The following is a 19066-nucleotide window of genomic DNA, read 5'->3' on the forward strand; positions in this document are numbered from 1 at the left end:
CTCAAAACTCCGATCACCGTGCGCCGACTACCGGGAAATCGCGATCGTTCCCTGTCGCCAAGTCGTCGCACGTGACGCACACCATATCCTGACTGGCGCCCAAATAGGAACCAGCTCCCGCATCACCTACGGCTTCCGCCGAAATGGCGTCCCAGTGCTTGTTCTCGATCACAGCGGGATGGCCAGGTGTGTCGGAGAACACACCACGAGCCAGTCCGCTCTCGCTCGCGCGGGCCGCGGCGAGTACCCGGGCGACCACATCGGCTCCGATATCGGGGGTGTCGACGGGAAGGAACGCCACATACCGGGTGCCCGCCTCGGCGGCCGCGCGCAGACCCGCGCGCACGGTCGCGGAGAGGCCGGTGGCCCAGTCCGCGACCCACCGCCACTCGGTCTCCGGCGGCAGGTGCACGGCGGCCGGATCGGGGCCGGTGGCACCGAGCAGAACGATCACCGGAGCGCAGCCGCCGTCGCGCAGGGCGGTGATCGCCGCGCGCAGCCAGGCGCCGTCTTCGGCGAGTGCCTTGGGTTTGCCGTAGCGGGTGCCGGCGCCCGCCGCGAGGACGACACCCGTGCACGCCGACGGCACGGGAGGGTCGATCGGGGGCATGACGGTGAAGGTAATTGCGCAATGTTGCCGCTCGATTACAGCAGGGGAGCGCAAGGACGACGACACGCCGACGTGACCGACCGCACATCGGTGGCCCGCGGTCGGTGATGGGGAGATGCTGGATCGATGACGAGCGAATCGATCGGCCTGGCGGAGTTCAACGCGCTCTCCGCCGCGGCCGCCGAAGCGGCCTTGCTCGCCTGTTGCTCCGCACCGGGCTGGGCGCGGGCGATCGCCGCCGCGCGGCCCTATGCCAGCACGGACGCGCTGCTCACGGCGGCCGATGCCGCCTCGGCCGCGCTCGACGACGCCGCGCTCGACGCGGCGCTGGCCGGTCACCCGCGGATCGGGGATCGCCCGACCTCGGCGGCCTCGGCCCGCGAGCAGGCCGGGGTCGCCGGTGCCGACGTCAAGGCCGCGCTGGCCGCGGGCAACCGCGACTACGAGGCCAAGTTCGGCCATATCTATCTGGTCTGCGCGGCAGGGCGCGACGGCGAGGAGTTGCTCGCTGTCCTGCGGGCGCGGCTGGACAACGATCCGTCGACCGAGAGGCAGGTCATGCGCACCGAACTGGGAAAGATCAATCGGCTTCGGCTCGCCCGACTGGTGGCGTCGTCGTGACCGGGCTGAGCACGCACGTGCTCGACGCCGTGCGCGGGGTGCCCGCGGCGGGGGTCGCCGTCTGGCTGACCCGCGGCGATCAGCGGCTCACCGAGGCGCTGACCGATGCCGACGGCCGGGTGAAAGAGCTTGCCGCCGGGTTGAATCCGGGCGATTACCGCCTGTTCTTCGATACCGGCAGCTATTTCGCGGCGCAGGGAGTCGAGACCTTCTATCCCGAGGTCTGCGTCGCTTTCACGGTGGGTGAGCAGCCGCATCTGCATGTGCCGCTGCTGTTGTCGCCGTTCGCCTATTCCACCTACCGAGGGAGCTGAGCAACCAGATGGCACTGAGTGGTCCGATCGAGCTGGTCGACAACCGCTACGGCAAGGCCGAAAACCGGGTGGTGCGCTTCTACAAGGAGAACGCGCGCCACGAGATCCGCGATGTGAACGTCTCGACCACCCTCCGTGGTGATTTCGCGGCGGCCTACACCGACGGTGACCAGCGTCACGTCCTGCCCACCGACACCCAGAAGAACATGGCCTTCGTCTTCGCGAAGCGGCCGGGACTCGACACCGTCGAGGACTACGCGATCGCGCTGGCGAAGCATTTCACCGACACCGTGGAGCCCGTGTCGAGCGCGCGGATCGATGTGGAGTCCTATGCGTGGCAGCGGGTATCGATCGACGGGAAGGAACACGACCACACCTGGGTGCGGCAGGGGCCGGAGGTGCGCACCGCCGCGGTGACGGTGGCGGGCAAGGGCGCCGACCAGCGAACCTGGGTGATCGGCGGGATCAAGGACCTGGTGGTGCTCAAGTCCACCGGGTCGGAGTTCGCGGACTTCCTCACCGACGAGTACACGACCCTGGCCCCCACCCACGACCGGGTGCTGGCCACCTCGCTGATCGTGCAGTGGCGCTTCGCCGAGGCCAGCGGATTCGACTGGGACCAGACCTACGACGGCATCCGGGCCACGCTGCTCGAACTGTTCGCGTCGACCTATTCCAAGGCGCTCCAGCAGACCCTGCACGCGATGGGAACCGCGGCGCTGGAACGATTCCCGATGCTCGCCGAGATCCGGTTGTCGGCGCCGAACAAGCACCACTTCGACTACGACCTCGCCCGCTTCGGGGTCGAGAACAACGGCGAGGTGTTCTGGGCGGCGGACCGCCCCTACGGCTCCATCCACGCGACCTTGCGGCGCGCGGACGCACCGGAGGAGGGGATCGCATGGCAGCCGTGAGCGCGCCCGATCTGCTGATCGCCGGGTGCGCGGTGGTGACCGTCGACGCGGCGGGCACCGAATACCGCGACGGCTGGGTCACGGTGCGGGGCAACCGGATCGACGCGGTCGGCGCGGGTGCGCCGCCGGAGCTCGGGCCCGAGGTGGCGCGGATCGACGGACGCGGGTGTGTCCTCACGCCGGGGCTGGTCAACACCCACCACCACCTGTACCAGTGGATCACCCGGGGGCTGGCCGCCGACAACACCCTGTTCGAATGGCTGACCACGCTGTATCCGGTGTGGTCGCGGATCGACGAGAAGTCGGTGCGGGTGGCCGCCACCGGCGCGCTGGTGTCGCTGGCGCGCAGCGGCTGCACCACGTCGTCGGATCATCACTATGTCTTCCCGCGCGGCGGCGGTGACCTGCTCGCCGCCGAGATCGGCGCGGCCGCGACGGTCGGGCTGCGGTTCCATCCGGCGCGCGGGTCGATGGATCTGGGCCAGAGCAAGGGCGGGCTGCCGCCCGACGACGTGGTCGAGTCGATCGACGACATCCTCGCGACGAGCAGCGCGGCAATCGAGCGGTGGCACGACCCGTCCGCCGACGCGATGGTGCGGATCGCGCTCGCGCCGTGCTCGCCGTTCTCGGTGACCGCCGATCTGATGCGGGAATCCGCGGCGCTGGCCAGGTCGGCGGGGGTACGGCTGCACACCCACCTGGCCGAGACCATCGACGAGCAGGACTTCTGCCAGTCGACATTCGGGTGCACCCCGGCGCAGTACATGGAACAGCTCGGCTGGCTCGGTGACGACGTCTGGTACGCCCACGCCGTGCACCTCGACGATCCGGCGATCGCCGCGATGGCGCGCACCGGGACCGGCGTCGCGCACTGCCCGACCTCCAACGGCAGGCTCGGCGCGGGCATCGCGCGGACCGCGGATCTGGTGGCCGCCGGCGTGCCGGTCGGTCTCGGTGTGGATGGCGCGGCCAGCAACGAGTCGAGCTCGATGATCGAGGAACCGCGCAACGCGCTGCTGTACGCGCGGGCCGTCGGCGGGCCGCGCGCGATGACCGTGCGGGCCGCGCTGGAGCTGGCGACCATGGGCGGTGCGCGGGTGCTCGGCCGGGCCGCGGAGATCGGGTCGATCGAGCCGGGCAAGCTGGCCGATCTGGCGCTGTGGCGGCTGGACACGCCCGCGCACGCGGGGATCGAGGATCCGGTCGTCGCGCTGGTCCTCGGGTCGGCGCCGCCGCTGGCGGCGCTGCTGGTGAACGGGCGTGAAGTGGTGCGCAACGGTGTCGTCACCACGGTGGACGAGGCGGCGGTCGGTGCCGATGTCGCCCAGGCGCAGGCGACGCTGCTGGCCGGTGCGTGAGCGCGAACGGGCGGGCCGAAGATCTGGCCGTTCCCCCGGTCGGTGCGCTGAACTGCGATTACGCCGAGTTCGGCGCACACTGGATGACGTACACCGGGTTAACCGCGCCGCAATCCGGCGCGGGTTTCGCGCAACATCGTGGCAACTCCCGGCCCCTACTGTGGCCGGTGAGGTAAGCGAGGTGAACGTGGATCTGGACACTGTTCGAGAGGTGGTTCTCGCCCGTGACCGCGCCGACCTGGCACAGGTCGGCGCCGGTAGTGCGGTGCTGGCGGGCGGCACCTTCCTGTTCTCCGAACCGCACGATCGGCTCGATCGGCTCGTCGACATCACCACGCTCGGCTGGGCGCCGCTGCTGGAGCGCTGCGACGGGCTCGAGATCGCCGCGACCTGCACGCTGGCCGAATTCGCCGGCGCGCATCCCGGCCGGGAACTGGGGTCGGACGTGCTGCGACCGGGGTGGCCGGGGACGGCGCTGTTCGCGCAGTCCTGCCGGGCGCTGCTCGCCTCGCACAAGATCTGGCGCACCGCGACCGTCGGCGGGAACGTCTGCCTGTCGCTGCCCGCCGGTGCGGTCCTCGGCGCGCTGGTGGCACTCGACGCGACCGCCGTCATCTGGCCGCGCGGCGGTGGTGAACGGCGGATTCCGCTGCGCGACTTCGTGACCGGGCCGGGGGAGAACATCCTGGCCGCCGGAGCGGTCGTGCGGTCCTTCCTGGTGCCGACCGCGAGTCTGCTGGCGCGCACCAGCTTTCGCAAGATCGCGCTGGCCCCGCTCGGGCGCTCGGGCGCGGTGGTGATGGGCAGGCGCGAGGCCGACGGTCGGTGCGCGATCACTGTCACCGCGTCGACGGTGCGGCCGGTGGTGCTCGACTTCGACACGGTCCCCACCGAATTCGATCTCGCGGTCGCGCTGACCGAGCTGGAACCGGAGGTGTGGTTCGACGACCCACACGGCGCGCCGGACTGGCGCGCGCACGTCACCGGGCTGCTGGCCGCCGAGGTGGCCGCCGAACTCAGGGGGACGGCGTGACCTCAGGACCGCGCGTCGTAGGCGGCGCGGGCGACCAGCACCTGATCCATGTGCTGCTCGGCCCAGCCCTTGATGGTCCGCATGACCGGCAGCAGTTCCAGGCCGAGCGGGGTCAGCCGGTAGTCCACCCGGACCGGCACCTCGGGCAGCACGGTGCGGGTGAGCAGACCGTCGCGTTCGAGATTGCGCAGGGTCTGGGTGAGCATCTTCTGGCTCACCCCGGCCAGTCGCTGGTTGACCTCGCTGTAGCGCAGTGGACCGTCGGCCAGCGCGTTGATCGCCAGGCTGACCCACTTGTCGCCGATCCGGTCCAGCAGCTGCCGGGCCGGGCACGCGGCCACGTAGGCGTTGTAGGCCGCGCCCGCCTCGGCGCGGCGCTCGGCGGCGGTGCGTGTGGTCATCGCTCTCCCTCGCGTGCGGTACGCACTTCGCGGTGCGTACTTCCCGATAGAGAGTAGCTCTCCCTAGGTTCGACAAGTACCTACGGAAGAGAGAGACAGCATCATGCGCGCAGTGGTCGTCCACAGTTTCGGCGGACCGGAAGCACTCGAACTCGTCGACGTTCCCGTCCCTGTGCCGGGACCGGGGCAGGTCCGGATCCGGGTAGCAGCGGCGGCGGTGAATCCCGTGGACGCGGTGACCAGGACGGGAGCCCTGGTCGACGCCGTGCTGGACACCGCGGGCCTGAGCACCAGGGCGCTGGCCGCCGTGCGCAATCGTGGCTCCTTCGTCACCGTCGTCGGTGGCGCCGACCCGATCCCGTTGCGCGGCATCCGCGTTCACCACACCTGGATCAGCGCCGACGGTGCCGCCCTGGCCACCCTCGCCGCCTACGACCTCACCTTGCGCGTGGCCGACACGCTGCCGCTGGAACACGCGGCGCGCGCCCACACCCGGCTCGCCGAGGGCGGCCTGCGCGGCCGGCTCGTGCTGACCACGGCACCAGGAGGTGGTTCATGAGACTGGAGATCGACGGACGCGCGGTCGAGGCGACCGCGCGGCCCGGGCAATGCCTGCGCACCCTGCTGCGCGACCAGGGCGAACTCGCGGTCAAGAAGGGATGCGACTCCGGCGATTGCGGCGCCTGCTCGGTCCTGCTCGACGGCACGGCCGTGCATTCCTGCCTGATCCCGGCCCACCGTGTCGACGGTCGCAGCGTCACCACCGCCGCCGGGTTGGCCGACGACGGACCGAACGCGGTGCAGCGCAACTTCGTCGAGCACGCCGGGTTCCAGTGTGGTTTCTGCACTGCGGGAATGGTGGTGACGGCGACGGGTCTGGCGGCCGGTCGGACCGGCGATGGCGACTCCGCGGCACCGGCCGATCACTCCGCCGTCATCGATGCCGAACGGGCCGAGTTGCTCAAGGGAAACCTGTGCCGCTGCACGGGATACCGCGCCATCGGCGACGCGCTGACGGGATCCTGTGCAGCATTGTGCACAACTACGTCCACCCCCGAACCCCGCAGGTCGGCGGTGGACGCTCCGGCTCCTGGCGATCAGGGTGTCGGCTCCGCGCTCGCGGCGTCCGCCGGGCGGTCGGGGCTGGGGGAGGCCGAGGTCACCGCCGTGTCGGCGGCGGAGGGCCCGGAGTTCAGCGGTTCCGCGGTGGAGGCGGTCGAGGCGGCAATGCGGGGTAGGCACGGTCCGGGGCAGATGGGCGACGGCGTGCGGGCACCGGCGGGTGCGCGGATCGTGCGTGGCGCGGAGGCGTTCACACTGGATGTGGTGCCAGGGGCGGGTGAGCGGATGCCGCCCGTCGCGCCGTGGCACCTGGCGGTGCTGGCCAGTCCGCATCCGCACGCGCGCATCGTGGCCATCGATACCGCTGCGGCGCAGGCTGTTCCGGGTGTCCGGCTGGTGCTGACACACGCGGACGCGCCGACCACGGCCTTCTCGACGGCCCGGCACGAACTGCGGGAGGACGATCCCGGCGACACCTTCGTTCTCGATCGCACGGTGCGGTTCGCGGGCCAGCGGGTGGCCGCGGTGGTGGGGGAGACGCTCGACGCCGCGCGCGCCGGAGTACGGGCACTGCGGGTCGACTACGAGGTGCTCCCCGCTGTTTTCGAGCCAGCGGCCGCACTCGCCGCGGACGCGCCGAAGCTCCACGCCGACAAACCGGAGTCGGCGCGCATCGCCGACCCGGAACGCAACCTGGTGGCCGAGATCCACGGTGGGGTCGGAGATTTCGAGGCGGGGATCGAGCGGGCCGCGAAAGTGGTCAGCGGGGTGTGGCATTCGCCGCGCGTGCAGCACGTGCATCTGGAGACGCACGGCGGGATCGGCTGGCTGGACGACGCGGGCAGGCTGGTCATCCGGACGAGCACCCAGGTCCCGTTCCTGGTGCGCGATGAACTGTGCCATGTGTTCGGGCTGGACCGGGACAAGGTGCGGGTGTTCGCGGCCAGGGTCGGCGGCGGCTTCGGGGCCAAGCAGGAGATGCTGGCCGAGGACCTGATCGCGCTGGCGGTGCTGCGGACCGGGCATCCCGTGCAGTACGAGTTCACCAGAACCGACGAATTCACCTCCGCCACCTGCCGTCATCCGATGCGGGTCGCGGTCACCGCTGCCGCCGACGCGGCGGGCCTGCTGACCGCGCTCGCGGTCGACGTGCTCACCGACGCGGGCGCCTACGGCAATCACAGCGCGGGCGTGATGTTCCACGCCGTCGGCGAATCCGTGGCGGTGTACCGCTGCCCGAACAAGCGGGTCGACGCACAGGCGGTGTACACCAACAACATTCCCTCCGGCGCGTTCCGCGGCTACGGGCTCGGCCAGGTGATCTTCGGCGTGGAGTCGGCCATCGACGAACTCGCCCGCGAACTCGGCATCGACCCCTTCGAATTCCGCCGCCGCAATGTGGTCGTGCCCGGTGACCGGTTCACCGGCGCCGAGGTCGACGAGGGCGACCTGACCTTCGGCAGCTACGGCCTCGACCAATGCCTCGACACCGCCCAGCGGGCCCTGCGCCGGGGCAACGGCGTCGCCGCGCCTGCGCCGGAGTGGCGGATCGGCGAGGGCATGGCGGTGGCGATGATCGCCACCGTGCCACCGCGCGGCCACCACGCCGACGCCACCGCGCGCCTGCTGGCCGACGGGACCTACGAGATCGGCGTCGGCACCGCCGAATTCGGCAACGGCACCACCACGGTGCACGCGCAGCTGGCCGCGACCGCGCTGGCCACCACCGCCGACCGGATCCGGATCCGGCAGTCCGACACCGATGTCGTCGGGCACGACACCGGCGCGTTCGGGTCCACCGGCACGATGGTCGCGGGCAAGGCCGCCTACGCGGCCGCCCTGGAGCTGCGCGCGATGCTGCTGGCCAGGGCCGCGAAGGTCAGCGGGCACCCGGAACGCGACTGTGTGCTGGAGGCGGGCGGAGTGCGGTGCGGCACCGACCTCATGACCGCCGAACAACTGCTCCCCGACGGCGAGCTGGTCGCGCACGGCACGCACGCGGGGACGCCACGCTCGGTGAGTTTCAATGTGCACGCGTTCCGGGTGGCGGTCCGGCCGAGCACCGGTGAGGTGCGGATTCTGCAATCGATCCAGGTGGCGGACGCGGGCACGGTGGTCAACCCGGTGCAGTTGCGCGGCCAGGTGGAGGGTGGCGTCGCCCAGGCGCTGGGCACCGCGCTCTACGAGGACATGCGTACCGACGCGGGCGTGGTGACCACCCGGACACTGCGGCACTATCACATTCCGCAGTTCGCCGATCTGCCCCGCACCGAGGTGTATTTCGCCGAAACCAGTGACGAGTTGGGCCCGCTGGGTGCCAAATCGATGAGTGAGTCCCCCTACAACCCGGTCGCGCCCGCACTGGCGAACGCGATCCGCGACGCCGTCGGCGCCCGACCGGACCGACTACCGATGACCGCCGACCGAGTGTGGCGGATCATCAAGGAAGGAGCCGCCGGGTGAACTCCCAGCTACCCGAACATATCCGCGCCCGCATCGACGCCACCCTCGACGCCGTCGACGCAGGTCTGCGGACGCGCTACCCGGGCGCGGGCGACCGGATCCAGCCGGTGCACACCGCCTACGTGGGCGCCGACCGCGCCACCGCCGACACCCCGGCCGAGTGGGGCGCTGCCGCGCTCGAACTGCTGCACCGGCACGCCGATTTCCTCGTCGGCCTCGATGTCACCGACGCGTTGTCGGCGGTGCGTCGCAGGCTGACCGAGCAGCCGGTGCAGGACCTGCGGATCGACTTCGAGGACGGCTACGGCTTCCGCGCCGACGCGGAGGAGGACGCGGCCGCCACCGCCGCGGGCAAGGCGCTGGCGAGCTGGGCCGGTCGGCCCGGCGCTCCCACCTCGTTCGGCGTCCGGACCAAGGGCCTGGCCGCAGGCGAACGCAGGCGGGCCCTGCGCACCCTCGAACTCGTGCTCGACGCGGCAGGTGGGGTGGCGCCCGGGTTCGTGTTCACCGTTCCGAAGATCAGGGCGGCCGAACAGGTCTCGGCGATCGTCGACCTGTGCGCCGGGATCGAGGCGGTGCACGGGCTGCCCGAGCGGACGTTGCGCTTCGAACTCCAGATCGAGAGCCCCCAGGCGATCATCGCGCCCGACGGCAGCGCGCCGATCTCCCGGATGATCACCCTCGCCGACGGACGATGCAGCGCACTGCATTTCGGCACCTACGACTACACCGCCGCCTGCGGCATCGCCGCCACCGATCAGGCTCTCGACCATCCGGCGGCCGACCACGCCAAGGCCGTGATGCAGGTCGCGGCCGCCCAGACCGGGGTATGGATCTGCGACGGGTCCACCCAGATCGTGCCGGACGCCGACCCCGAAGGCGCCTTCCGCAATCACCACCGCCTGGTCGAGCGGGCCCTGCGGCGCGGCTACTACCAGGGCTGGGACATGCATCCCGGACACCTGATCACGCGTTGGCTGGCCACCTACGACTTCTTCCGCACTGCCACCGACGTCGCCGTCCCCCGCTTGCAGGCCTACCTGGACCGGCGCTCCGGCGGGGTGCTCGACGAGCCGGCCACCGCCGAAGCGCTCGCCACCACCGTGCTGCGCGGCCTGCGCTGCGGCGCGGTCACCGCCGACGAACTCGCCACGCGGGCCACCGAACTCACCGTCCCGGTGCTTGAGGCGCTGGCCGCGCGCACCTACTCGGCACCGGACCCGCGATGACACACCGGGGAGTGCCTGGGCATCGGCAGGCCAACGCCATGCGGCTCGGTCGATGTCGCGACCGGATGGCCGCGGCGCGACGCTGATTCGAGCGCGGCGATACGCACAGGCAGTACCCCCATGGCGGGCGTGAGCCCGCAGCACCTGAGGCATAGGAGGCAACGGTGACCACACACCTCGGCGGCGACGATTTCACGCTGCTCCCCGACCTGGCGGTTCGATCGCTCGGTGGTTCGGTGATCTGGGCGAACGACGAGTTCTTCGCGGAGAAGGAGAACCTGGTCAACCCGGGTCCGTCGGAGTACCAGCCCGCCACGTTCGGGCACAAGGGGCAGGTCTACGACGGCTGGGAGACCCGGCGGCACCGGGGCAGGCCCGGCGACGACAGCGCCATCGTGCGGCTCGGCGTGCCGGGCGTGATCCGCGGTGTCGTGGTGGACACCGCCTGGTTCAAGGGCAATTACCCGCCCGAGGTCTCGCTGTCGGCGCTGGCGATCGAGGGCTATCCGCCCGCCGAGGAGATCGCCGCCCGCACCGACTGGGTCACCCTGCTCGACCGGGTCAAGGTCGGTGGCGACAGCCGCAACCCCTTCGCCGTCGTCGACGAGAATCGCTGGACCCACGTGAAACTCACCATGCACCCGGACGGCGGCGTCGCCCGGCTGCGCGTGCACGGCGAGGGCAGGCCGGATCCGGCGCTGCTCGGTCTCGGTCCGCTCGACCTGGCCGCGCTGGAGAACGGCGCGCTGGTCCTGGACTGCTCCAACCGCTTCTACAGCTCACCGAACCAGCTGCTCTACCCCGGCCTGGCCAGGGTCATGGGCGACGGCTGGGAAACCGCACGGCGCCGCGACGACGGAAACGACTGGGTGCGCATCAGATTGGCGGGCCCCGGCGCTATCCGGCTCGCCGAGATCGATACCTCCTGCTTCCTCGGCAACAGCCCCGGTGCCGCCGCGCTCACCGGCTTCACCAACGACGGCACCCAGGTCGAACTGCTGCCGCGCACCGACCTGCTGCCCGATACCAGGCACCGCTTCGCGCTCGCCCCGGCCGCCGCCTCGGTGGAAGAGGTTCGCCTCGACATCTATCCCGACGGCGGGCTCGCGCGGCTGCGGCTCTTCGGGGAGCTGGGCGCATGAGTGATATCCGGGATTTCGTCGGCTACGGGCCGAATCCGCCGGACCCGCAGTGGCCGGACGGCGCGCGGGTGGCCGTGCAGTTCGTGCTGAATTACGAAGAGGGCGGGGAGAACAACGTCCTCGACGGGTCACCGCACTCGGAGACGTTCCTCTCCGAGATGACCCCGGCCGAGGCGTTCCCGAACCGGCACATGAGCATGGAATCGCTCTACGAGTACGGTTCCCGCGCCGGGCTGTGGCGGGTGCTGCGCGCCTTCGAGCGGCGCGGGCTGCCGCTGACCGTCTTCGCCGTGGCGCGGGCCATGCAGCGCAATCCCGAAGCGGTGGCGGCCTTCCGGGAGCTCGGCCACGAGATCGCCTGTCACGGGCTGCAATGGAAGTCCTACCAGCTCATCGATCGCGATATCGAGCGTGCCGACATGGCCGAGGCGGTGCGCGTGCTCACCGAGCTGACCGGCGCGGCACCGCTGGGCTGGTACACCGGGCGCGATTCGCCGAGCACCAGGGAACTGGTGGTCGAGCACGGCGGTTTCGTCTACGACTCCGACTCCTACGCCGACGATCTGCCGTACTGGACCGAGGTGCGCGGCCAGAACCACCTGGTCGTCCCGTACACCCTCGACACCAACGACATGCGCTACGCCTCCCCGGCCGGCTTCGCCAATGGCGACGAGTTCTTCGCGCACCTGCGCGACGCGTTCGATGTGCTGTATCGCGAAGGGGCCGAGGGCAGTCCGAAGATGCTGTCGATCGGATTGCACTGCCGCCTCGCGGGCCGCCCGGCCCGGACCGCGGCGCTGGAACGGTTCCTCGATCACGTGCAGGCGCACGACGGGGTCTGGGTCGCCCGGCGGATCGATATCGCCGAGCACTGGCGCAAGGTTCATCCGCCGATGGTGTGAGAAGTCCGGCCGCGCTCTCGAATTCGGGGGCGCGGCCGTTCTTTGTCGCGCCGCAGTAGCGAACTCGGGGGCATGCCGGTTCCATTTCGCCGCAGTAGCGAACTCGGGGCGTGCCGTTTCTATTGCGCTGTGGTGGCTCTCGGGCGCAGGTGCCGGGCAAGGATGTCGAGGGCGTTCAGCACCTCGGCGGTCGCGGCCGGGTCGTCGGTGGGGAGCGCCGCGGTGACGGCGGCGTCGATGGTGGAGGCGCGGATCTGGGCGACCCGGGCGGAGATCCGGTCGGCCGGGCGGATGACGGTGCGGCGGCGGTCGCGCGGATCGGTGTCGGTGGTGATCGAGCCGGCTTCCTCGAGCCGGGCCACGGCCGTGGACACCGCGCTCTGCGGGAGTCCGGTGCGGCGCGCGATCTCGCCGACGGTGCTGTCCGGATGGGCGACGATGTCGCTGGTGACGACGAGTACCGGCCGGTGCCCGCCGCCGAGTCCCTCGGTGGGTAGGGCCTCCTCGCCGATCTTCATCAGCGTCCGCCCGAGCAGGAACAGTTCGACTCCATCCATGCCGCCAAGGTACATCACAGTTGATGAATCACCATTGATGAATCAAATTTGATGAATTACGGTGGACGGCATGAGCATGATTCACGCCGACACGCTGCCGGTTCCCGGCGCCGAGCTGTACTACGAGGTGCGCGGTCGCGGACCGGCGCTGCTGATCTCGCAAAGCGGTGAGGGGGACGCGCGGCGCAGCGAAGCGCTGGTGCGGGAGCTGGAAGCGGACTTCACCGTCATCACCTACGACCGGCGCGGGCTCTCACGCAGCCGGATCCACGGCACGCCAGGCGCATCGATCGCCACCCACGCCGACGACGCGCACCGGCTGCTGGCCGCGCTCACCGACGCGCCGGTGGCGATGCTCGGGTGCAGCATGGGCGCGTCGATCGGCCTGCACCTGGCGGTCAGTCATCCGGGACAGCTGAGCACACTGATCGCCCACGAGCCGGTGAGTCCGTGGCTGCTCGCCGCGACCGAGCGCGCGCATCACCTCGCGGAGCTGGCCGAATGTCAGGAGGTCTTCCGCGAGCAGGGCTGGCGAGCGGCACTGGCGCCGATGGTGCGCACGCTCGGCATCGATCCGGCGAACCAGGAGATCGAACCGGGCGTGCGGTTGGCACCGATCGACGCCGACCGCGCGCGCAACTTCGAGTACTTCCTCGACCACGACTTCACCGCCGCCCGGGCCGACCACATCGACGTCGCCGCGCTCCGCGACTCGCCGGCGCGCATCGTCCCCGCGACCGGGCGCACCACCGCGCACCACGTGTTCGACCACAAATGCGCACGCGAACTGGCCGACCTACGCGCCACGCCGCTGGTCGAATTCCCCGGTGGCCACAACGGGAACCTCACCCACCCGGCCGCGTATGCCGCCGTTGTGCGTGCGGTGCTGGCCGAGGCCCGTTCCCATTCTTGAAGGTTGGGGCTGGGGCTCGTGGTCACGCGAAGAGGTTTGCGAACTTCAATCACCGTTAGGCGGTGAACTTCTCCGCACCACGCGGCGAATCTCCTCGGCCCTAGACGTCCAGACCGGCCAGCGCACGACCACGATATCGAGAATCTGACTGATAGTTTTAGTATCGTTGAATAGGCTTGGTGGGCGCGGAGAGCCGAGCATATCCCAGAAGTCATTCATGAGGAAATCTGTTTGGGGCTCGTCGATCACGGGGGCCAAAAGTTTCAAGGACTCGAGCTGTTCTTCGATGCCGAATCGGTACGCGGCTACGCGCACTTGAACGCCGAGTTCTGGATCGTTGCCGAGCTCCGTGACCAGGCGTTCCATCTCGGCGCGGGGGAGATACCCGTTCGATTTTCCCAAAGATTCGATCGCGTATCGCTGAACGGCGAGATATTCCGTGTCGTCGAGGGCCCGGTTCATCAACTCGATCAAACCCCCGCCGCCATAGTTTCCGAGAGATTCCGCGGCTGCTGCCCGCACGATCCAGGATGGGTCGGATTTCAGACGTTCACTGAGTGGCGCGGCGGCAGGAGGAAAGACTACAAGGCCCAGGGCGTCCGCCGCCTGGCTGCGAACCATCTCATCTGAATCGGACAGCATGGTAACCAAATATGGACCAACGGTATCCGGGGTGTCCCGTCCGAGATACCCTGCGGCACGCACTGCTTCGCTCCGCACGGCTTCGTCCGGTTCGGAGAAAAGGTCGATTACAGTTCTCGCATAGGTTCGATCATCGCGCTTGATCAACTCTATTAGGGCTTCGACCCGAACGTCTGGATCGCTCGAATTGAGGTCTTTATCGATGTTTCCGCTGTACATGGCTATCCCCCTGGCTCATGCAGCCCGACCCTATCTGGGCGTAGCGTGGTGTCGATCTGGTGACGAGCAAGTGCACCGATCTTGAAGCGATACATCCACTGGCGATCCAAGTCTGGCGACTGAGCGTCTGTATTCGGCACGGCCACAGCGCGATTGCCAAATCTCATCGAGGGCGTGCTCGTAGCGCGGGTTGTTGCTGATCCCCTGGTGTTGATACGGGCTTCCCACGGGGTGCGCGCAGTTGCGGGAGCTCGAAACTGACCTCGTCATCGGCAAGTTGTCACACAGTCGGTCTGACGGCGCAACAGTCGTCGATCGTCGCCGATGTCGATGCTTCGCGCAGTGATCCGCGCCATCTCACCGCACACCACGTGTTCGACCACAAATGCGCACGGGAACTGGCCGACCTGCGCGCCACGCCGCTGGTCGAATTCCCCGGCGGCCACAACGGCAACCTCACGCACCCGGCCGCGTACGCCGCGGCCGTGCGCGCGGTGCTGGGCGAGGCCCGGCCCTGAACGGCGGGGCCGGGTCTCGTGCTCAGGCGAAGAGGGCGCGGACGAACGGGAGGGAGTCGACGAGGGAGGCGTTGACCGTGCCGTCGTGGTCGGTGGGGTAGGTGCGGACGGTGACCGGCTGCCGGTTCGCGGTGAGGACCGCGGCGAAGCGCAGGGTCTCGGGGGTGACGACGTCGGTGTCGCGCAGGCCCTGGCCGAGGAACACGGGTCGGTCGTAGCCGGATTCGGGCAGGCCCATGTAGCGCGAGAGCAGGCCGTGCACGTCGGGGATCGACGACATCGGACGGGCGAACAGGCTGCCGAGGCTGGGCTTCGCGGCGGCGAGCTCGTCGCCGAGCGGGCCGATGCAGGCGGTCTCGGCGCGCGCGACCCAGTCGCGGCCGGACTCGGTGAGCAGGCCGTCGATGCCGAGCTCGGGGAACGTGGTGCGCAGGCCGTTGAGGATGTAGAGCACGTACGCCGACAGGTGCGCGCTGAGCGCCATCGGCGGCATGCCGGGGCCGAGCAGCTGGATGACGTCCTCGATGTAGGCGGGCACGCCGGTGCCGACCGCGCCGCGATAGTCGAGGGCGGGACCGCCGAACTCGGTGGCGTAGCGGGCGGTGAACACCGCGGCGCCGCCGCCCTGGGACTGGCCGACCACGGCCCACTTGTTCGACAGCGCCGGGTACTGCGCGGTGGCCGCGTGCACCGCGTCGACCACGTTGTGCGCCTCCACCACGCCGTTCAGGTACGGATGCGCCCCCGGACCACCCAGGCCCGCGTAATCGGCCGCCACGACCGCGTACCCCTGGTTCAGCCAGGTGCCGAGGTAGGCCCGGTCGCGCTCGACCGCGGCGGGCCCGGCCACGCTGTACGCGCAGTCGTCCCCGAGGCCGACGGTGCCGTGCGCCCACGCGATCACCGGCCACCCACCCGCAGGCGCCGCGCCCGCCGGGAGGTACACGGCCGCGCTGGTGGTGGTCGGCTGGTCGCCCGCCGTCGTCGACCGGTAGATCAGCCGCTCGGCCCGCGCCGCGCCGGGCAGCGTCGCCGCGGCGGACAGCGTCTCGACGCCGACGACACTCCCGGCCCGCTGTCCTGGCTGCGCGCTCGCCGCCGTCGGCACCAGACTCACCGCGGCCGTCGCCGCGACCACCGCCAGCGCGACCTTCGACGTCGCCGCGATCCTCGAAATCCTCATGGGGTCACCCTCTCGTCTTCGCGGACGAGTGTCCAGGACGCCGTCGGCTGCCCCTACTTCCGGGGTGGGGCGATATTCAGTGACGACACGCACACCATTCCTGCCCGGCGTGGTGTGTGAAACAGGTCACAGGGTGCGAGAGTTGGGCGTGTCGGGCAGTGCCCGGGCGGGCAGCGCTAACAGTACGGGCGTTATGCTAAAACTCCTGGTCAGCGCTACCGGTCGGTAGGATGGGTGCTTGCAATTAGCCCGCAAATTTCGCAAAGTTAGCAAACGCGGCGGCAAACCTAGCTGAGATTCACATAAGCAACAGGTAGACGGCTATTTCCTGGTGTGCCATCGTGTGGAAGTACACCCCTCAGGCCCTAGCTAGCCCTAGCAAGCCTGCAAATTGCTTCAGCAGTACGAGCCGCGCAACCGAAAGCGTTAAGCCGCCGGTTGTTTCACGGCTGGACCGTAGGAGCACCGACCACACCGAGGAAGTGGAGTCAGAGATGTCGACTGTCGGCACCCCGAAGACCGCTGCGGAGATCCAGAACGACTGGGACACCAACCCCCGTTGGAAGGGCATCACCCGCAACTACACCGCCGAGCAGGTCGTCGCCCTGCAGGGCAACGTCGTCGAGGAGCACACCCTCGCCCGTCGTGGTGCCGAGATCCTGTGGGACCTCGTCAACAACGAGGACTACATCAACTCCCTCGGTGCCCTCACCGGCAACCAGGCCGTGCAGCAGGTCCGCGCCGGCCTGAAGGCCATCTACCTGTCGGGTTGGCAGGTCGCCGGTGACGCGAACCTGTCCGGCCACACCTACCCCGACCAGTCGCTGTACCCGGCGAACTCGGTCCCGTCGGTGGTCCGTCGCATCAACAACGCGCTGCTGCGCGCCGACGAGATCTCCAAGGTCGAGGGTGACAACTCGGTCGCCAACTGGCTGGCCCCGATCGTGGCCGACGCCGAGGCCGGCTTCGGTGGCGCGCTGAACGCCTACGAGCTGCAGAAGGCGATGATCGCCGCTGGTGCCGCCGGTGTCCACTGGGAGGACCAGCTGGCGTCGGAGAAGAAGTGCGGCCACCTCGGTGGCAAGGTGCTGATCCCCACCCAGCAGCACATCCGCACCCTGACCTCCGCGCGCCTGGCCGCCGACGTCGCCGGCGTGCCGTCGGTGATCATCGCCCGCACCGACGCCGAGGCCGCCACCCTGCTCACCACCGACGTGGACGAGCGCGACCGTGAGTTCCTGGACGGCACCCGTACCGCCGAGGGCTTCTTCGGTGTGAAGAACGGCATCGAGCCCTGCATCGCGCGTGCCAAGGCCTACGCCCCGTACTCCGACCTCATCTGGATGGAGACCGGCGTGCCGGACCTCGAGGTCGCGCGCAAGTTCGCCGAGGCCGTCCGCAGCGAGTTCCCGGACCAGCTGCTGGCCTACAACTGCTCGCCTTCGTTCAACTGGAAGGCGCACCTGGACGACGCGACCATCGCGAAGTTCCAGCGTGAGCTCGGCGCGATGGGCTTCAAGTTCCAGTTCATCACCCTGGCCGGCTTCCACTCGCTGAACTACGGCATGTTCGACCTGGCGTACGGCTACGCCCGCGACGGCATGACCTCGTTCGTCGACCTGCAGGAGCGCGAGTTCAAGGCTGCCGCCGAGCGTGGCTTCACCGCCGTGAAGCACCAGCGTGAGGTCGGTGCCGGCTACTTCGACACCATCGCCACCACCGTGGACCCGAACACCTCGACGGCTGCCCTGAAGGGCTCCACCGAAGAGGGTCAGTTCCACTGATCCGCCGGGGTTGCTTTGACTAGCAACACCATTCCTCTACCTCGGTAGGGGTGTACGCCCTCCCACGCCGAACAGCCCCGGCGTGGGAGGGCATCCCTATAACTTGGTCGTCATGACCACCCCAGCCACCCCAGAGCCAGACACACAGCAGGAGCGGGACGTGAGCAGCGAGAAGATTCAGCGCGTCGGCATCATCGGCGCCGGACAAATGGGCGCGGGCATCGCGGAAGTGTGCGCACGCGCGCACGTCGACGTCCTCGTCTACGAGACCAGTCGCGAACTCGCCGCTGCGGGCCGCGCTCGGATCCTGCGCTCGCTGGACCGTGGCGTGAGCAGCGGCAAGATTACCGAGCGCGAGCGGGAGCAGGCGGCCTGGCGGCTGCGCTTCACCTCCGATCTCGGCGACTTCGCCGACCGTCAGCTGGTCGTGGAAGCCGTTGTCGAGAACGAAGAGGTCAAGACGGCCATCTTCAGCGAGCTGGACAAGGTCGTCACCGACCCCGACGCCGTGCTCGCCTCCAACACCTCCTCCATCCCGATCATGAAGATCGCGGTCGCCACGGCGAACCCCGAGCGCGTGGTCGGCCTGCACTTCTTCAACCCGGTGCCGGTGCTGCCGCTGGTCGAGCTGGTCACCACCCTCAAGACCAGCGAGCCGGTCGCCAAGCGCGCCGAGCAGTTCGCCGCAGACATCCTGGGCAAGCAGGTCGTCCGCTCGGCCGACCGCTCCGGCTTCGTCGTCAACGCGCTGCTGGTGCCGTACCTGCTCTCGGCCATCCGGATGGTCGAGTCGGGCTTCGCCACCAAGGAAGACGTCGACAAGGCCATGGTGCTCGGCTGTGCCCACCCGATGGGCCCGCTGGCGCTGACCGACCTGGTCGGCCTGGACACCGTGAAGTCGATCGCGGACTCGATGTACGCCGAGTTCAAGGAGCCGCTGTACTCGGCTCCGCCGCTGCTGATGCGGATGGTCGAGGCGGGCCTGCTGGGCAAGAAGACCGGCGCCGGCTTCTACCAGTACGGCAAGTAGGGGTTTGCTCCCCGGAGGCCACCGTCATCACCAACGACCCGATGACGGTGGCCTTCGGCCATTTCGGGGGTGTTTGCAGGGGGAACAGCGAAGGGTCGCGCTCGCGGCCTAAGCTGCTGTAGCCGGACGCGCCAGCGCGGCCCGGCGATATGTCGAGCGCAGCAATGCGCG

At 69.6% G+C, this 19066-nt stretch carries 19 protein-coding genes; 14 read left to right on the plus strand and 5 right to left on the minus strand.

All coding sequences use genetic code 11. The features are described 5' to 3' along the window. Positions 1–13: 13 nt before the first annotated feature. The gene (locus AB0H54_RS03330; RefSeq protein WP_357342440.1) at positions 14–610 is read right to left on the minus strand and encodes an NTP transferase domain-containing protein; all 597 of its coding nucleotides are present in this window, start codon (positions 608–610) and stop codon (positions 14–16) included. Positions 611–736: 126 nt separating this feature from the next. Here AB0H54_RS03330 and uraD point away from each other — a divergent pair, with 126 nt between their 5' ends. From uraD to AB0H54_RS03355, 5 genes are all read left to right on the plus strand, one after another. Continuing rightward, positions 737–1231 carry a 2-oxo-4-hydroxy-4-carboxy-5-ureidoimidazoline decarboxylase gene (gene uraD / locus AB0H54_RS03335; RefSeq protein ID WP_357342441.1) on the plus strand — a complete coding sequence of 165 codons (495 nt, stop codon included), beginning with the start codon at positions 737–739 and terminating at the stop codon, positions 1229–1231. Then, positions 1228–1545, plus strand: coding sequence for a hydroxyisourate hydrolase (uraH, locus tag AB0H54_RS03340; protein WP_357342443.1), 318 nt, complete (start codon positions 1228–1230; stop codon positions 1543–1545). The genes uraD and uraH overlap by 4 nt, the downstream gene beginning before the upstream one ends. A gap of 8 nt (positions 1546–1553) precedes the next feature. Then, entirely contained in the window at positions 1554–2459 is a 906-nt protein-coding gene (gene pucL, locus AB0H54_RS03345) for a factor-independent urate hydroxylase (RefSeq protein ID WP_357342445.1), read from the plus strand. Further along, positions 2447–3817, plus strand: a complete 1371-nt coding sequence (locus AB0H54_RS03350; protein WP_357342447.1) for an 8-oxoguanine deaminase — start codon at positions 2447–2449, stop codon at positions 3815–3817. The genes pucL and AB0H54_RS03350 overlap by 13 nt, the downstream gene beginning before the upstream one ends. A 211-nt stretch (positions 3818–4028) precedes the next feature. Beyond that, entirely contained in the window at positions 4029–4850 is an 822-nt protein-coding gene (locus tag AB0H54_RS03355; protein WP_355274187.1) for an FAD binding domain-containing protein, read from the plus strand. Positions 4851–4852: 2 nt separating this feature from the next. Here the strand turns inward: AB0H54_RS03355 and AB0H54_RS03360 are convergent, their stop codons facing one another. Then, positions 4853–5251 carry a helix-turn-helix domain-containing protein gene (locus tag AB0H54_RS03360; RefSeq protein WP_357342449.1) on the minus strand — a complete coding sequence of 133 codons (399 nt, stop codon included), beginning with the start codon at positions 5249–5251 and terminating at the stop codon, positions 4853–4855. A 103-nt stretch (positions 5252–5354) separates the two neighbouring features. Between AB0H54_RS03360 and AB0H54_RS03365 the strand changes: the two genes are divergently transcribed. The 5 genes from AB0H54_RS03365 (at position 5355) to puuE (ending at position 12049) form a co-directional block, all read left to right on the plus strand. After that, positions 5355–5810, plus strand: coding sequence for a zinc-binding dehydrogenase (locus AB0H54_RS03365; RefSeq protein WP_357342450.1), 456 nt, complete (start codon positions 5355–5357; stop codon positions 5808–5810). Beyond that, positions 5807–8776, plus strand: coding sequence for a molybdopterin cofactor-binding domain-containing protein (locus AB0H54_RS03370; protein WP_357342451.1), 2970 nt, complete (start codon positions 5807–5809; stop codon positions 8774–8776). Before AB0H54_RS03365 ends, AB0H54_RS03370 begins: the two co-directional genes overlap by 4 nt. Continuing rightward, positions 8773–10005, plus strand: a complete 1233-nt coding sequence (locus AB0H54_RS03375) for an aldolase/citrate lyase family protein (protein WP_357342453.1) — start codon at positions 8773–8775, stop codon at positions 10003–10005. Before AB0H54_RS03370 ends, AB0H54_RS03375 begins: the two co-directional genes overlap by 4 nt. Before the next feature lie 164 nt (positions 10006–10169). Then, positions 10170–11147, plus strand: coding sequence for an allantoicase (alc, locus tag AB0H54_RS03380; RefSeq protein ID WP_355274174.1), 978 nt, complete (start codon positions 10170–10172; stop codon positions 11145–11147). Continuing rightward, complete coding sequence (gene puuE / locus AB0H54_RS03385; protein ID WP_357342454.1) at positions 11144–12049, plus strand: allantoinase PuuE; 906 nt, start codon at positions 11144–11146, stop codon at positions 12047–12049. The genes alc and puuE overlap by 4 nt, the downstream gene beginning before the upstream one ends. 119 nt (positions 12050–12168) lie before the next feature. On the opposite strand, the gene AB0H54_RS03390 is transcribed toward puuE, so the two are convergent. Beyond that, positions 12169–12606 carry a helix-turn-helix domain-containing protein gene (locus AB0H54_RS03390; protein WP_357342456.1) on the minus strand — a complete coding sequence of 146 codons (438 nt, stop codon included), beginning with the start codon at positions 12604–12606 and terminating at the stop codon, positions 12169–12171. A gap of 70 nt (positions 12607–12676) precedes the next feature. Between AB0H54_RS03390 and AB0H54_RS03395 the strand changes: the two genes are divergently transcribed. Next, positions 12677–13519 carry an alpha/beta fold hydrolase gene (locus AB0H54_RS03395; protein ID WP_357342457.1) on the plus strand — a complete coding sequence of 281 codons (843 nt, stop codon included), beginning with the start codon at positions 12677–12679 and terminating at the stop codon, positions 13517–13519. A 45-nt stretch (positions 13520–13564) separates the two neighbouring features. Here AB0H54_RS03395 and AB0H54_RS03400 read toward each other — a convergent pair whose 3' ends face one another. Next, positions 13565–14380 carry a HEAT repeat domain-containing protein gene (locus tag AB0H54_RS03400; RefSeq protein ID WP_357342458.1) on the minus strand — a complete coding sequence of 272 codons (816 nt, stop codon included), beginning with the start codon at positions 14378–14380 and terminating at the stop codon, positions 13565–13567. A 371-nt stretch (positions 14381–14751) separates the two neighbouring features. Here AB0H54_RS03400 and AB0H54_RS03405 point away from each other — a divergent pair, with 371 nt between their 5' ends. Continuing rightward, entirely contained in the window at positions 14752–14898 is a 147-nt protein-coding gene (locus tag AB0H54_RS03405; protein WP_357342460.1) for a hypothetical protein, read from the plus strand. A gap of 22 nt (positions 14899–14920) precedes the next feature. Here AB0H54_RS03405 and AB0H54_RS03410 read toward each other — a convergent pair whose 3' ends face one another. Next, complete coding sequence (locus tag AB0H54_RS03410; RefSeq protein ID WP_357342462.1) at positions 14921–16081, minus strand: lipase family protein; 1161 nt, start codon at positions 16079–16081, stop codon at positions 14921–14923. 494 nt (positions 16082–16575) lie between these two features. On the opposite strand from AB0H54_RS03410, the gene aceA reads away from it, so the two are divergent. Further along, positions 16576–17865 (plus strand): isocitrate lyase, encoded by a 1290-nt coding sequence (aceA, locus tag AB0H54_RS03415; protein ID WP_355274148.1) that lies wholly within the window; start codon positions 16576–16578, stop codon positions 17863–17865. A 160-nt stretch (positions 17866–18025) separates the two neighbouring features. Beyond that, the gene (locus tag AB0H54_RS03420; protein WP_218722035.1) at positions 18026–18895 is read left to right on the plus strand and encodes a 3-hydroxybutyryl-CoA dehydrogenase; all 870 of its coding nucleotides are present in this window, start codon (positions 18026–18028) and stop codon (positions 18893–18895) included. Positions 18896–19066 lie beyond the last annotated feature (171 nt).

Source organism: Nocardia sp. NPDC050718, from assembly GCF_040654235.1.
Classification (GTDB): domain Bacteria; phylum Actinomycetota; class Actinomycetes; order Mycobacteriales; family Mycobacteriaceae; genus Nocardia.

Excerpts from the sequence above, each read along its gene's own strand:
- uraD (WP_357342441.1), top strand. The coding sequence starts at position 737 with ATGACGAGCGAATCGATCGGCCTGGCGGAGTTCAACGCGCTCTCCGCC.
- AB0H54_RS03410 (WP_357342462.1), bottom strand. The coding sequence starts at position 16,081 with ATGAGGATTTCGAGGATCGCGGCGACGTCGAAGGTCGCGCTGGCGGTG.
- AB0H54_RS03350 (WP_357342447.1), top strand. The coding sequence starts at position 2,447 with ATGGCAGCCGTGAGCGCGCCCGATCTGCTGATCGCCGGGTGCGCGGTG.
- AB0H54_RS03370 (WP_357342451.1), top strand. The coding sequence starts at position 5,807 with ATGAGACTGGAGATCGACGGACGCGCGGTCGAGGCGACCGCGCGGCCC.
- pucL (WP_357342445.1), top strand. The coding sequence starts at position 1,554 with ATGGCACTGAGTGGTCCGATCGAGCTGGTCGACAACCGCTACGGCAAG.
- aceA (WP_355274148.1), top strand. The coding sequence starts at position 16,576 with ATGTCGACTGTCGGCACCCCGAAGACCGCTGCGGAGATCCAGAACGAC.
- AB0H54_RS03395 (WP_357342457.1), top strand. The coding sequence starts at position 12,677 with ATGAGCATGATTCACGCCGACACGCTGCCGGTTCCCGGCGCCGAGCTG.
- AB0H54_RS03365 (WP_357342450.1), top strand. The coding sequence starts at position 5,355 with ATGCGCGCAGTGGTCGTCCACAGTTTCGGCGGACCGGAAGCACTCGAA.
- puuE (WP_357342454.1), top strand. The coding sequence starts at position 11,144 with ATGAGTGATATCCGGGATTTCGTCGGCTACGGGCCGAATCCGCCGGAC.
- AB0H54_RS03330 (WP_357342440.1), bottom strand. The coding sequence starts at position 610 with ATGCCCCCGATCGACCCTCCCGTGCCGTCGGCGTGCACGGGTGTCGTC.
- AB0H54_RS03400 (WP_357342458.1), bottom strand. The coding sequence starts at position 14,380 with ATGTACAGCGGAAACATCGATAAAGACCTCAATTCGAGCGATCCAGAC.
- AB0H54_RS03390 (WP_357342456.1), bottom strand. The coding sequence starts at position 12,606 with ATGGATGGAGTCGAACTGTTCCTGCTCGGGCGGACGCTGATGAAGATC.
- AB0H54_RS03360 (WP_357342449.1), bottom strand. The coding sequence starts at position 5,251 with ATGACCACACGCACCGCCGCCGAGCGCCGCGCCGAGGCGGGCGCGGCC.